A 13,460-nucleotide genomic window follows, 5' to 3' on the forward strand; every position below is an offset into this window, starting at 1 on the left:
CGGCAACCTGTCGGGAACATAGCGAACATCAACCCGCGTTCGGCCAGCCCGCGGCCGGGGACAGCCCGTTGGTGCCCCGCACCTGCGCCGCCGTCAGCCCGCCGTGCGCCGGCACCCCGGGCGGGGTCAGCCCACCACCACCGGACACCGGCATGGCCATCGGCGGCGCCACCACCGCAGCCGCCGCAGGCACCGGTACCTGCATCGGTACAGGTACCTGCATCGGCTGCTCCGCCGCCGGAGGCAACCGCAACCCGGCCCCGTTCGTCGCGCTCACCAGGCGGTCGACCGCCGCCGTTCCCGAGCTGTAGCCCATCCCGCCGGACTGGTCCGGCACGGCCGCCGCTCCCCGTCTCGTCGTCCCGTACAGCACCTGCTCCAGGCCGGACACCAGGCGGCGGACATCGACCTGCGGGCGCACCACGAGCCGCAGAAAGCGGCTGGACGAACCGATCTTGTTGCCGCACTCGCGCACCAGGATGCGGTGCTCGGTCAGCAGCCGGTCCCGGACGACCGTGCCCTCCGCGCCCACCGGGAGCCGGACGAAGAGGAAGTTGCCCTGGGAGGGGTACACCGTCAGGCCGGGGAGGGAGGAGAGCCCGCTCGCCATGTCGAGGCGGTCGCGGCGGACCTGGTGCAGGCTCTGCGCGTACTCGGGGCCGTGCTCCCTCAGCATGAAGACCACATACTCGGCGAAGGAGTTCAGGTTCCACTTCGGCAGCATCGCGCGGACCTTGCCCGCGAGGGCCGGGTTGGCGACCAGATAGCCGAAGCGGATGCCGTGCAGGCCGAAGTTCTTGCCGAGGCTGCGCAGCACGATGACATTGGGGCGGATCATCGCCTCCTGCACCACGCTCGGTTCCGCCTCCGCGTCCGCGAATTCGAGGAAGGACTCGTCGATCACCACCAGATCGCGGTCCGCCATCGCGTCCATGAACTGCACGATGGCGTGCTTGTGGAGGAACCCGCCGTCCGGGTTGTTCGGGTTGCAGAGCACCGCGACCCGGGTGTTGCGGGCCCGGATGAAGTCCGCGTACTGCGCCAGGTCCAGGGCGAAACCGCTGGACTCCTGGAGCGGGAACATGTCCACCCGCTTGCCGGTCTCCATCGGCTGGTCGGTCCAGCGGCCGAAGGTGGGGACGGGGATCGCGAGGGACTCCCGGACGAGGAGATGGTCGATCCAGGTGATCAGCTCCGTGGAACCGTTGCCCATCGCCACGCACTGCGGGGGCAGATGGAGGAGGCTGCACAGCTCGGCCGTGATGGTGTCGGCGCCGCTGGGGTAGTACGTGATGATCTCGCGGAGCCTCGCCGCCATCTCGTCGAACATCCCGGGGGTCGGGAAGTACGGATTGCAGGGGATGCAGAAGTCCACCGGCCCGGCACCCTCGCCGCCGCCCTCACGCGTCAGCGCCGCCATCGACGGGCTGTGTGCCGCGGTACCGCGGAACAGCGAGGTGACGTTGTCAGCCAAAGCGACCTCCGTGGGGGCGGGCCCGGCGGGGACGACCGGGCCCGCTCGATCTGGGTGGCCCGCGCGAGGGGGAGCGCGGGCCGCCCATAGATACGGGGGGCGGAACGGGGGCGTTCAACAGTTGTGAGAGAAGTGTGATGCCGGAGGTGAAGTCTGGGGGTGGTGCGTTGTATTGGACCAGGTCAGGGGGGTGGGGGTGGCAGGGGCGGTAGGGGGCCTGTGGGTGGGGGTCCGGTCGGCCGGGGTGGGAGCGGGCCGGTGGGTGGGGGTCCGGTCGGCCGGGGTGGGAGCGGGCCGGTGGGAGGGGGCGGGAGCGGGCCCGTCGGCGGAGGCGGGAGCGGGCCGGTGGGCGGAGGCGGGAGCGGGCCGCTCGGGGGTGTCGGCCTCGTCCCTGCCCGTCGCGGCGGGCGCCGGATCGAGGGCTGCGGTCGCTGCTCGGCCTGCCGGACGGCCTCGGCCGCCTCCCGTACGGTGATCCTCGCCAGCTCGATCGAGTCCCTCTGGTCGGAATCGGCGTCCGATCCCTGGGCGGTCAACGACGCGGCTAGCTCGGTCAGTTGCTCCTCCAGGGACTGGAGATGGCGGCTGAGCACGGCGGGGCCTTGCGCCCCCATGGAGACGGCCGTCGTCTCCGCGGCGAGCTGCGCCCGCTCGTTCGCCAGGAGCAGGGGGCGGCGATGACCCCCGCGGTGCACGGCCACCGGATCGATGCTGTCGAGGACCTGTCCGACCTTGACGACCAGATCGTCGGCGAGGAGTGCGAACACCGCGGCCGGCGACAGCCGGCGTACGCCCCCCTCGATGCGCTCGGCGTGCGCGTAGCCCTGTTCCGCGACGGAGGCCACTTGCCGGAGAGCCACCTCCAACTGCTCCTCCGTCATCATCCAGTCCAGGTGCCCGGGGTTGCTCATCGCCTCGTCCGTGGCGTACGAGCGCAGTTCGAGGAGGGTCAGGGGATGGGCGAGGTTGCCCTTGTCGTTGTCGAGCGGGTAGTCGGCCATGCCGAACACCGCCGTCTGCCCGATGGTGCGTCCGTCCTCGGTGCTGCCGCGCAGGGCGGTCCGGAGGTAGTCCCCCGTGCGGATGTCGTCGACCGTCTCGTCCAGGAACGACCGGGTGGCGAACTGCTCCCTGTCGATCCTGCCGCCGTTGAAGAGGTAGGCCATCTCGCGCAAGGAGTCCTCGAAGTCCTCGGAGATGATGTTGTCGTGGTTCGCGAAGAACGCGGCGACCTCCGGGCGCAGCGCGGTGCGTACCTGGGCGAGGGGTACCCGGGACGCCACATGCAGCCAGTTCTTGGCCAGTGAGTTACTGCCCGCTTCCTTGGAGGCGGGGAGGGCGGCGACCTGGCTGAACACCAGCATCGCGTACCCGTGGACCTCGGCCAGCCCGGGGATCTCGGTCAGGAAGGCGGTCTGCTCCGGGCTCACGGGCCGCCCGATGTACTTCGAGGCGAACTCCGCCGCGACATTGTCCGCGAAGCTGCGGCCCAGCATGGACAGCACCATCAGAGTCTGCAACTGGGGAGACAGATGGGCCGCCGCCAGGTCGAACATCCGGGTCAGTCCGGCGGGCGGCACGCCGATGGTGATCTGGGTGTAGACGGGGTGGGCGGGGCCCGGCAGCGCGGGATACACGGGCACGTCCATGTAGTCGAACTGAAGGGTCCAGCCGGGCTCGTCCTTCAGCAGATCCTCCAGCAGGATCGTTTCGCCGCGCTCATTGGTCTTTTCGAGGAGCCGGCGGGTGTGGAGGTAGTGCCTGATCCCTTCGTCCAGCGAGAGCTTGCCGCGCTCTCCCGGCAGATGTCCCAGCGCGGGTGTGACGACCTCGGTGATCGGATGCGGCTCCTCCGTGCCCTGCTGTCCCGTGGCGGCGTACGCGCCCTGGGGCGAGGAGTACAGCTTGCCGTCGACACCCCGGTAGAACGGGTGCTTGTCGATGACGATCCGCGTCCCTGACTCATGCTTCGCGAGCGCGGGCTGCTCGTTCCCCTCCGGGATCTCCATCCGGTGCTGGACCTCGCCCTCGAAGCCGATTCCCCCATAGGCGTTCGTCGAGGGAGGGTCGGTGAGGGCGTGGGCGAGGGTGTGATCGGGCGTGGCCGGGAGAGCGTCGGGCAGCACCCGCCCCTCGGCGGTGAGGACGACGGCACGCGTGCCGGAGGGGAACGGGGTGGGCGGCGACTGGCTGATCAGGGGCCGGTTCCCGCCCGGTTGCAGCTCCACCCAGCGGGCCCCGGAGTCGGTGGAGTCCACCTGACGGACGGCGTAGGCGTGGCCCATGTCGTTGGGGCGGCTGCTCAGCACGAGCGCGGTGGCACCCTCGCCCGCCGTCCTCAGCGCCCGGGTCAGGGTGTCCCAGGAGGTGACGGGCGCCCAGCCGGGTCCCCCGGCCAGCCGCTGATCGGTACGGCCGGTGCCGACGTTGATGTCGTCCGCGGTCCCGGCGGCCCGCGCCCCGCTGCCCGGCAGCAGCGAGCCCGGCCGCCCGAAGTCGTCACGACCGCCGGTCGTCCGGTACGTCTCCCGCACGAACCGTTCGAGACGGATCACGCAGTCCACCAGCCGCACCCGGCCGTCCGCCGCCGCGTCCGGGTCGGGGGTGGCCTTCCCGGCCTCCCGGAACTCGGCCACCACCTTCTCCGCGGTCGCCTGGAGTTCCCGCTCCGCGGCCGTGTGCGCCACCCACTCGGTGTCGCGGGTGGAGTCGTCGAAGAGGGCCGTGAGCAGCGCGGTACGGAGTTCCTCCCGGGCCGGTGCGGGGGCCTGGCGGGCATGGCCGCCGCCGTGCGCGGTCCCGGAGTCCGTGAGGAGGTCCGGCCGGACGGTTCCGCCGGGGGCGATGACGACGGCGAGGGCGTCCCCGGGGGTGGGGCGGGGCTGCTGTGCGGTGACGGTGACGCGGGGGCCGCCGTCCGCCCCTGCCTCGACCCAGCGGACCCCGGTCTCGGTGCGATGGGCTGCGTAGGCGGGGCCGGGGGCGTCGGTGCCCTGGGTGAGGACGAGGGCGGTGGTGCCGGGTTCGGCGGTACGCAGGGCGGTGGTGACGGTGTCGAGGGAGGGGATGGGGGTCCAGCCGGGGCGGGAGTTGGGGGTGGGGGTGGGCGTGGAGGTGGGTGTGGGGGTAGTGGCGGGGGTGGGGCGTTGGTCGGCTCGCCCGGTGCCGGTGGCCGGGGCGGGGGCTGTGGTCGTGGTCGTGGTGGGGCCCGTGCCGGGCCGGGGCTGGGTCTGGTCGCCGTTCTGGAAGAGGTCCAGGGTGTGCGCGGGGTGCAACTGGAGGGTCAGGCGCTCCAGCAGCTTCAGACCGTCGGGGCGTTCGCCGCTGCCGCCGTCGTCCGGTCGGAGGGTGTCCACGGCTGTGCGCAGTCCCTCGTCGTCGAGGACGGGACCGGGCGGGAGGATCTCGTCGCCGAGGTCGGTCGCGTCCGTGGTGTCCGTGGTGTCCGTGGTGGCGGAGTCCTCGGAACGCCAGGAACGGATGCTGGTGTTGTCGGACTGGGCGTCGTCCAGCACCAGCTCCCTGTCCGTGCTGGTGGTCTGGTCCGTGGTCGGGCCGGGGGCCATGTCCGGCACGAGGATGTTGAAGAGATCGTCGGCGGTGCTGGTCGTGGGGCGGTCGGTGCCGGAGCCCTGGCCGGGCGGATCGGAGGGGGAGCGCTCCCAGGTGGCGCGGCCGGGGTCGCCGGAGGAACGGAAGTCACCGGAGGGTCGGGGGTCACCGGTGGGCCGGGGGTCGCCGGGGGCGCGGAGGTCACCGGAAGAACGGACGTCACCGGGGGAACGGACGTCACCGGGCGAGCGGACGTCACCGAAGGAGCGGACGTCACCGAAGGAGCGGGGGTCACCGGGGGAGCGGAAGTCACCGAAAGAGCGGAGGTCGCCCGAGGCGCGGGGGTCACCCGACCGGTCGGGGGACATCACCGGAGTGTCGAGGCGCGGCCCCCCGGTCAGCAGGTCGTCCGCGTTCTCCGGCGTGCCCCCGCTCACCCGGTCGCCGCCGCCCTGCTGCCACGCCCCGGGGTCGCCGGAGCCGTTCCCGCCGACCACCGGTACCGGCGTCGGCGGCTCGATGTCGATCAGCGGAGCGTTCAGCACCGTGGGCGTGAGAACCGGCATGCCCGGGACGTCGAAGGTGTCGGTGGCGATCAGCAGATCGGGCATGGTCGGTAGGACCGGTACCGGCGCGGCTCCGCCCCCCGTGGCGAGCGTGCTGACATCGATGTTGGAGACGTTCCCGGCACCCGAGTTCACCGGTGCCGGGGCGGGCACGGTCCCGTCGTCCCCGCTCATCGCGGAGAGGAGCCCGACCCGTTCCAGGTCCGGATCCTGGTCCGTGCCCAGCCGCAGGCCGTTGCCCAGACCCATGCCCAGGCCCGTGCCCAGGTCGGGCAGCATCGGACGGAACTTCCCGGCCAGCCAGTCCCCGGCCGCGTTGAAGCCGTCCGCTGCCCGCTCACTCGTCATCGACCACAGGAACCCGCCACCGCTGACACTGAACTGCCGCAAGGCGATGGCGTTGTAGAGCAGCTCCGAGCCGACCCCGATGACCCCGTCACCGATGCCGTGCAGGGTGAACGACAGCACCTTGCCGCCCAGGTTGTGCGTCCCGAACGCGTCCGCCACCGAGGTGGACATCGCCCGCGTCACATCGTCCCCGAACAGATCCGTGAACCGCCGTTCGTCCAGGACCGTGCGCAGCGCGCCCCCCAGCCCCGCGTTCGGCAGATCGTCCAGGAAGGTGCGCGCCCAGTCCGACCCCAGGGTCCGCGCCGGATCGCCGCCGCCGAGGTCGTCGCCGAACCGGCGGGCGAACAGTTCGCCCATGTCCCTGGTGAACGCGTCGCCCACCGCGTCCAGGTCGGCGCCCCGCACGAGCAGATTGCTCACCTGGGTGACCCGGTCGGTGAAGCCCCGCGCGAACACCTCGTCCGCACCGGTTCCGGTACCGGGCAGGCCGCCGCCGGTGAAACCGCCCGGGTCGTCCCCGGGCCGGGTCGGCGGCAGCGGCTTCGGGCCCCCGCCCACCGTGCCGTCCGCAGCGTCGTCGGCCACGTCGTCCGCCGCGTTCCTCGTCAGGTTCTTCGGACCCGGCCGATTCGCCAGCGCATTGTTCAGGCCACCGAAGAGACGGTCCCCTGCCCCTTTGTTCATTCGCTTGAGAACGTTCTGCGCCAGCCACGACGCCGCGAACTGCACCGGCACAGCGACGAATCCGGCCACCGCCCCGAAGGCGACCGCCTGCGTCAGATAGGTGCTGCCCTTCCTCGTCACCAGCCCCTGCCGGGCCAGCATCCACTGCGCGAGGCGGTCCATGGCCACCGCGAGGCCGATCTGGATGATCTGCTGCGAGGCGATCGCCGCCACCACCCTGAAGACCAGGCTGTTCAGAATGTTCCGGTACAGCGCCCGCAGCATCGCCTGCCGCACCATCGCGCCGAACGGGTTCCAGATCGCCATCACGAACGTCAGCGCGAACTCCAGCAGGAACATGCCGAGCTGGAGCAGGATCATCAGATTCGTGTATTCGACCTGGTAGGCGGCCTCCTCCGAGTAGTCCCCCAGCTCCTTGGCGGCGTCGCGCAGCCCCTCCAGCGCCGACCGTCCCTCGGGCGAGGCCAGCGTCAGCATCGCCTCCCAGTAGGCGTCGGAGAACTGCCCGTTCGACTGGTCCGACACCGACTGTGCCACCCGCACCACCAGTTCCTGCACCTGCATGAGCTGCTCCTCCAGCTCCCGCTGCGGGACGACCAGAAACGCGCGCATCAACGCCGGGTCGGCGTCCGGCATCTGCTGGCCGGTCAAGGCCAGAAAGAGACCGTTGAGTGCGTCCGAAGCCATGCCAGGAAGCGTACTTCCGGCCCGGCGTCAATCCCCTGTGCAGTGAACAAACGTATCCGAACCGGCAGTCCGCTTCGCCCGAAAGGGTAATGAAGGTGGAGTTTCAGCCATCCGAGGGCCAAAAGGGAGGACGTGCGGCGCCCCGTACCGCCCACCGACGGCTTCACCCCGTCCCGCCCCCCGACTTCCGTGCCCCCGTCACGCCCCCAGCTCCCTCGCCCCCCACAACGTCCTCACCCGTCACGCACTCACGCCCCCACCCTCCGTTTGTTCCACACGTCGAACCCCACCGCTGCCAGCAGCACCAGCCCCTTGATCACCTGCTGCCAGTCCGTGCCGATGCCGACCAGGTTCATCCCGTTGTTCAGCACCCCGAGGACCAGACCGCCGATGATCGCGCCGAGGACCGTGCCGACCCCGCCGCTCATCGACGCGCCGCCGATGAAGGACGCGGCGATGGCCTCCAGTTCGAAGTTGAGGCCCGCCTTGGGGGAGGCCGCGTTGAAGCGGGCCGCGAAGACCAGGCCCGCCAGGGCGGCCAGCACGCCCATGTTGAGGAAGACCAGGAAGGTGACCTTCCGGTCCTTCACCCCGGACAGCTTGGCGGCCGGGAGGTTGCCGCCGATGGCGTAGATGTGCCGTCCGACGACCGCGTTGCGCATCACGTACCCGAAGCCGACCAGCAGCGCGCCCAGGATCAGCAGCACGATCGGGGCGCCTTTGTAGCTGGCCAGGAGGAGGGTCAGGGTCAGGATCGCCGCCGCCAGGGCGACCAGTTTGAGCAGGAACAGATTGCGGGGCAGCACCTCCAGGGAGAACTCCTGCTGGCGGCGGCGGTCCCGGGTCTCCTGGTGGACGACGAACGCGATCAGCGCCAGGCCCAGGAGCAGGGTGAGGTTGTGGTAGTTGGTCTCGGGGCCGGTCTCCGGGAGGAAGCCGTTGGCCACCTTCTGGAGGCCCTGGGGGAACGGGCCCAGCGTCTGGCCCTCCAGGAAGATCTCCGTCAGCCCCCGGAAGATCAGCATCCCGGCGAGGGTCACGATGAACGACGGGATCCCGCCGTACGCGATGAAGAACCCCTGGATCGCGCCCGCCACCGCGCCCATCGCCAGACACAGCAGCGCCGCCACCGGCCAGGGGAGGTCCCCCCGGACCATGAACACCGCCGCCATCGAGCCGATGAACGCCGTCAGCGAGCCGACCGACAGATCGATATGACCGGCGATGATCACCAGCATCATCCCGATCGCCAGGATCAGGATGTAGCTGTTCTGGAGCACCAGGTTGGACACGTTGCGGGGCAGCAGCAGATCGCCGTCCGTCCAGACCGCGAACAGCGCGACGATCAGACCGAGCGCGAACAGCATGCCGTACTGGCGCGTATTGCGGCGCAGTCCGGCCATCAGCAGCCGGGCGATGTCCGTGCTCATCCGGAGACCTCCGTGTCCTGCGTGTCCTGCGTGTCCTGCGTCTTCTGCGTGGCCCCCGGGGCTTGTGCGTCCTGCGTGGCCCCCGTGTCTTGGGTCATCCGGCGCATCAGGGCTTCCTGGGTCGCCGCCGAGCGGTCGAACTCGCCGGTCAGCCGGCCGCCCGCCATCGTGTAGACGCGGTCGCACATCCCGAGCAGCTCGGGCAGTTCGGAGGAGATGAAGAGCACCGCCCGGCCCTCGGCGGCCAGCCGGTCGATGACCGTGTAGATCTCGTACTTGGCGCCGACATCGATCCCGCGCGTCGGTTCGTCCAGAATCAGGACATCCGGCTCCGCGAAGATCCATTTGCTGAGGACGACCTTCTGCTGATTGCCGCCGGACAGCTTCCCCACCGGCTCGAACACGGTCGGCGCCTTGATGTTCATCGAGGTGCGGAACCCCTCGGCGACCTGCCGCTCCGCGTGCTCGTCCACCACCCCGTACCGGGCCACCCTGCCCAGCGCGGTCAGGGAGATGTTGCGGTGGACGGTGTCGATCAGATTCAGCCCGTAGTGCTTGCGGTCCTCGGTGACATACGCGATGCCGTGCCGGACCGCCTCCGCCACCGTCCGGGTACGGATCCGGCGGCCGTCCTTGAGAACGGTTCCGGAGGCGTGCCGGCCGTAGGAGCGGCCGAAGACGCTCATCGCCAGTTCGGTGCGGCCGGCGCCCATCAGACCGGCGATCCCGACGATCTCGCCGCGCCGCACGGTCAGCGACACCCCGTCGACCACTTTGCGCCGCTGGTCGATGGGGTGGTGCACGGTCCAGTCGCGGATCTCCAGCGCCGGTGCCGCGTCCGCCTCGGGGATGTGCGGGGTGCGTTCCGGGAACCGGTGCTCCAGGTCCCGGCCGACCATGCCGCTGATGATCCGGTCCTCGGTGGTCGCCGGGTCCTTCACATCGAGGGTCTCGACGGTCCGGCCGTCGCGCAGGACGGTCACCGAGTCGGCGACCCGGCGGATCTCGTTCAGCTTGTGCGAGATGATGATGGAGGCGATGCCCTGGCGCTTCAAATCCAGCATCAGATCCAGGAGTTGGGAGCTGTCCTCGTCGTTGAGGGCGGCCGTGGGCTCGTCCAGGATCAGCAGTCGCACCCGCTTGGACAGCGCCTTGGCGATCTCCACCAACTGCTGCTTGCCGACGCCGATATCGGCGACCCGGGTGTCCGGATGGTCGCCGAGCCCGACCCGGCGCAGCAGCCCGGTGGCGTGCCGCAGGGTCTCGGTCCAGCTGATGATCCCGCGCCGGGCGTGCTCATTGCCGAGGAAGATGTTCTCCGCGAGCGACAGATACGGTACGAGTGCCAGTTCCTGGTGGATGATCACGATGCCGTGCCGCTCACTGGCCCGGATGTCCCGGAACCGGCACACCTCCCCCGCGAAGAGGATCTCCCCGTCGTAGCTGCCGTGCGGATGCAGCCCCGACAGCACCTTCATCAGCGTCGACTTCCCGGCGCCGTTCTCCCCGCACAGGGCGTGCACCTCGCCCGCCCGGACGGTGAGGGTGACATCCGACAGCGCTCTGACGCCGGGGAAGGACTTCCCGATCGCCCGCATCTCCAGAACGGGTGGCGGTCCCGCCGGTTCCCCCGCCCCGCGCCCCGCGCTCATGTCAGATCGCTCTCGCTGAGGTAGCCCGAATCGACGACGACCTCCCGGTAGTTGGCCTTGTCGACGCCGACCGGCTCCAGCAGATACGAGGGCACGACCTTGGCACCGTTGTCATAGGTCTCGGTGTCGTTGACCTCGGGCTCCTCGCCGGCCAGTACCGCGTCCACCATGTTCGCGGCGACCTTCGCCAGCTCCCGGGTGTCCTTGTAGACGGTCATCGTCTGCTCGTCGGCGATGATCGACTTCACCGAGGCGACCTCGGCGTCCTGGCCGGTCACCACCGGCAGCGGCTTGTCCGCCGAGCCGTAGTCGTCCGACTTCAGGGCGGACAGGATGCCGATGGAGATGCCGTCGTAGGGCGAGAGCACGGCGTCGACCCGCTCGCTCTGGTAGGCCGAGGTCAGGATGTCGTCCATCCGCTTCTGCGCGGTGCCGCCGTCCCAGCGCAGGGTGGTGACCTGGTTCAGCGCGGTCTGGCCGGAGCGGACGACGAGTTGCTTCTTGTCGATATAGGGCTGGAGGACGTTCATGGCGCCCTGGAAGAAGTAGCGGGTGTTGTTGTCGTCGTTGGAACCGGCGAACAGCTCGACGTTGAAGGGCCCCTTCGACTCCCCGCTGTCCAGGCCGAGCCGCTCGACGATGTAGCCGCCCTGGAGTTCGCCGACCTTCTCGTTGTCGAAGGAGGCGTAGTAGTCGACGTTCTCGGTGCCGAGGATCAGCCGGTCGTAGGAGATCACCGGGATATCGGCGTCCTCGGCCTGCTGGAGGACATTGCCGAGCGACTTGTTGTCGATGGCGGCGACGATCAGGGCGTCCACGCCCTGGGTGATCAGATTCTCGATCTGCGAGACCTGCTGGTCGGGGTCGTCCTCGCCGAACACGAGCCTGGTCTCGTACCCCTTGTCCTCAAGGTTCTTCACCACGTTGTCGCCGTCGGCTATCCAGCGTTCGGAGGACTTGGTGGGCATCGAGACACCGATGGTGCCGCCTCCGGCGCCGTCCGCGCCCTCCTCGCTGCCGCCCTCGGCGGACTGGCCGCAGGCGGTCAGGGTGAGGGAGAGGGCGAGCGAGGCGGAGGCGGCGAGGGTGGGGAGTGCGGCTCTGCGGTTGCGCATGGTCATCTTCCCTTGCGTCGCGGCATGGCTGCCGTGTCGGACAGTGGGGCGGGAGAGCGCTGAACCATGGGGCGGCCCGGACCGTGCCGGACCTGAGTGTGTGGGATTCTGTTTGACTCCGTCGCCTTCTGTGAAGGGGGCGCGGGGCAAGCTTTACGAACATGTGTCGAAGGGGCGGGGCGGCGGCCCCGGGGCCGTCAACGCCCCCTTCTCGCCCCTCTCCTGGCCCGTCTCCTCGCCCCCGGGTTCGCCCCCTCGTCGCCCCTCTTGGCGCCTCTTCCCGCCTCTTCCCGGCTCTTCCCACAGAACTTTCACAGCGCGGCCTAGGAACCGGACCGTCGCGGAACCTAACCTTCCCCGCGTCATGGATTACTGCCACCCGTGCCGAAGACACCTCAACGGCGCCCTCACCTGCCCGGGATGCGGCACCCCGGCGCGGTACGACGCCGGTCCGCCCCTCGGGGACGCGCACGCCCCGGAGGGCGAGGAGCCGCACCGCGACGGCCCTTCCCCGCGCGCCGCGCGCCGCGCCGCCCCGAGCCGACGGGACCGCAAGGCCGCCGCCCATCGCCGCAGGCGCCGCCGGGCGTTGTTCGCCGGGGCCGGTTTTCTGCTGGCCGCCGGTGGCCTCAGCCTGGCCGAACTCGGCGTCGACGGCTCGGGAGCGGACCCCAGGCCCGCGGTCGCGGGGGACGACACGGCGAACGGAGAGCCGTCCGGCACGCCGACCGGCGCCGGGGAACCGACGGCGGTGCCCGCCGGGTCGCCCTCGGACACCGGGTCGCCGTCGGCCTCACCCTCGGAGTCGCCCTCCGCCTCCCCGGAGGAGAGCTCGGCGCCCCCGACCAAGGACGCGCACACCGCCGACCCCGGGGACACGGTCCCCATCGTCAACCCCACGACACCCGGCGAGCCCTCGTCCCGGCCCACCGCCGCACCCCCGCCCGACGACCCACCGGACCCGACCCCGGAGCCGACCCCGACGAGGACCTGCGAACGCTTCCTGTGGTGGTGCGCTTAGCGGCGGTCGCCCAGCGACTGGCGTCCAGCCCCACCGCGAGCCCCAGGGCTGCGGCCCAGCCCGGTGCAAGCACCAGGGCCGGGGTACTGGGCCCGCGCCCGGCTCCCCGCCACCATCCGGCACTGGGCCGGCGCCAGCGCCCGGTGGTCGGCGCTGGGTCAACGCCCGGCGCCCGGCATCGCGTCAGCGCCCGATGTGGCACCAGCGCTCAGCTCAGCGCCAGCACCCGGTACTGGGCCAGTACCCGGCCCCGCGCTACCACCCGGCACCGGCACCGCGTCAGCGCCCGGCCTTCAGCACTGGGCCAACGCCCTGCACTCGGCGCCCGGCCCCGCGCCAGCGCCCGGCGCGGCACCAGCACTCGGCTTAGCGCCAGCGCCTGGTACTGGTCCAGCGCCCGGTCCCGCGCGGCACCTGGCACCGGCCCCGCGCCAGCGCCCAGCGCGGCACCAGCACTCAGCTCAGCGCCAGCATCCGGTACTGGGCCGGTACCTGGCCCCGCGCCCCCGCCCGGTACCGGCTCCGCGCCAGCGCCCGGCGGTCGGCGCTGGGCCAACGCCCGGCGCCCGGCCCCGCGCCAGCGTCCGACGCGGCGCCAGCGCCCGGCACCGGGTCAACGCCCGCATCCGGTACCCAGTCCAGCGCCTGACGCCCTGCGCTGGGCCAACGCCCTGCACCCGGCGCCCGGCCCGCGCCAGCGTCCGACGCGTCACCCAGCACTCGGCCCAGCGTCAGCGCCCGGCGCCCGGCACGCGCCAGCGTCCGACGCGGCACCCAGTACCCGGCCCAGCGCCAGCGCCCCCCACCCGCCACCGTGCCAACCCCCGCCACCACGCCAGCGCCCCCCACCCGCCACCGTGCCAACCCCCGCCACCACGCCAGCGCCCCCCACCCGCCACCGTGCCAACCCCCGCCACCACGCCAGCGC

At 71.3% G+C, this 13,460-nt stretch carries 6 protein-coding genes; 1 reads left to right on the forward strand and 5 read right to left on the reverse strand.

Annotated elements, in window-relative coordinates:
- Positions 1-28: 28 nt before the first annotated feature.
- From ABZX40_RS18370 to chvE, 5 genes are all read right to left on the reverse strand, one after another.
- Positions 29-1,474: a histidinol-phosphate transaminase gene (locus ABZX40_RS18370; protein WP_355731886.1), complete on the reverse strand. Its 1,446-nt coding sequence runs from the start codon at positions 1,472-1,474 to the stop codon at positions 29-31.
- A 182-nt stretch (positions 1,475-1,656) separates the two neighbouring features.
- Positions 1,657-7,314, reverse strand: a complete 5,658-nt coding sequence (locus ABZX40_RS18375) for a hypothetical protein (RefSeq protein ID WP_355731888.1) — start codon at positions 7,312-7,314, stop codon at positions 1,657-1,659.
- 248 nt (positions 7,315-7,562) lie between these two features.
- Complete coding sequence (gene mmsB / locus ABZX40_RS18380; RefSeq protein ID WP_355731890.1) at positions 7,563-8,744, reverse strand: multiple monosaccharide ABC transporter permease; 1,182 nt, start codon at positions 8,742-8,744, stop codon at positions 7,563-7,565.
- A complete protein-coding gene (mmsA, locus tag ABZX40_RS18385; protein WP_355731892.1) occupies positions 8,741-10,396 on the reverse strand; it encodes a multiple monosaccharide ABC transporter ATP-binding protein in 1,656 nt (551 codons plus the stop codon). The genes mmsB and mmsA overlap by 4 nt, the downstream gene beginning before the upstream one ends.
- On the reverse strand, positions 10,393-11,511 hold the full coding sequence (gene chvE, locus ABZX40_RS18390) for a multiple monosaccharide ABC transporter substrate-binding protein (protein ID WP_355731894.1): 1,119 nt from the start codon (positions 11,509-11,511) through the stop codon (positions 10,393-10,395). The genes mmsA and chvE overlap by 4 nt, the downstream gene beginning before the upstream one ends.
- Positions 11,512-11,875: 364 nt before the next feature.
- Here chvE and ABZX40_RS18395 point away from each other — a divergent pair, with 364 nt between their 5' ends.
- Positions 11,876-12,532, forward strand: coding sequence for a hypothetical protein (locus ABZX40_RS18395; RefSeq protein WP_355731896.1), 657 nt, complete (start codon positions 11,876-11,878; stop codon positions 12,530-12,532).
- The last annotated feature ends 928 nt before the right edge of the window (positions 12,533-13,460 follow it).

It is taken from the genome of Streptomyces sp. NPDC004610, from assembly GCF_040609715.1.
In the GTDB taxonomy this organism is placed as follows: domain Bacteria; phylum Actinomycetota; class Actinomycetes; order Streptomycetales; family Streptomycetaceae; genus Streptomyces.

Bases quoted from the DNA above. Each gene is read 5' to 3' on its own strand.
- ABZX40_RS18375 (WP_355731888.1), bottom strand. From the start codon at position 7,314: ATGGCTTCGGACGCACTCAACGGTCTCTTTCTGGCCTTGACCGGCCAG.
- mmsB (WP_355731890.1), bottom strand. From the start codon at position 8,744: ATGAGCACGGACATCGCCCGGCTGCTGATGGCCGGACTGCGCCGCAAT.
- mmsA (WP_355731892.1), bottom strand. From the start codon at position 10,396: ATGAGCGCGGGGCGCGGGGCGGGGGAACCGGCGGGACCGCCACCCGTT.
- chvE (WP_355731894.1), bottom strand. From the start codon at position 11,511: ATGCGCAACCGCAGAGCCGCACTCCCCACCCTCGCCGCCTCCGCCTCG.
- ABZX40_RS18395 (WP_355731896.1), top strand. From the start codon at position 11,876: ATGGATTACTGCCACCCGTGCCGAAGACACCTCAACGGCGCCCTCACC.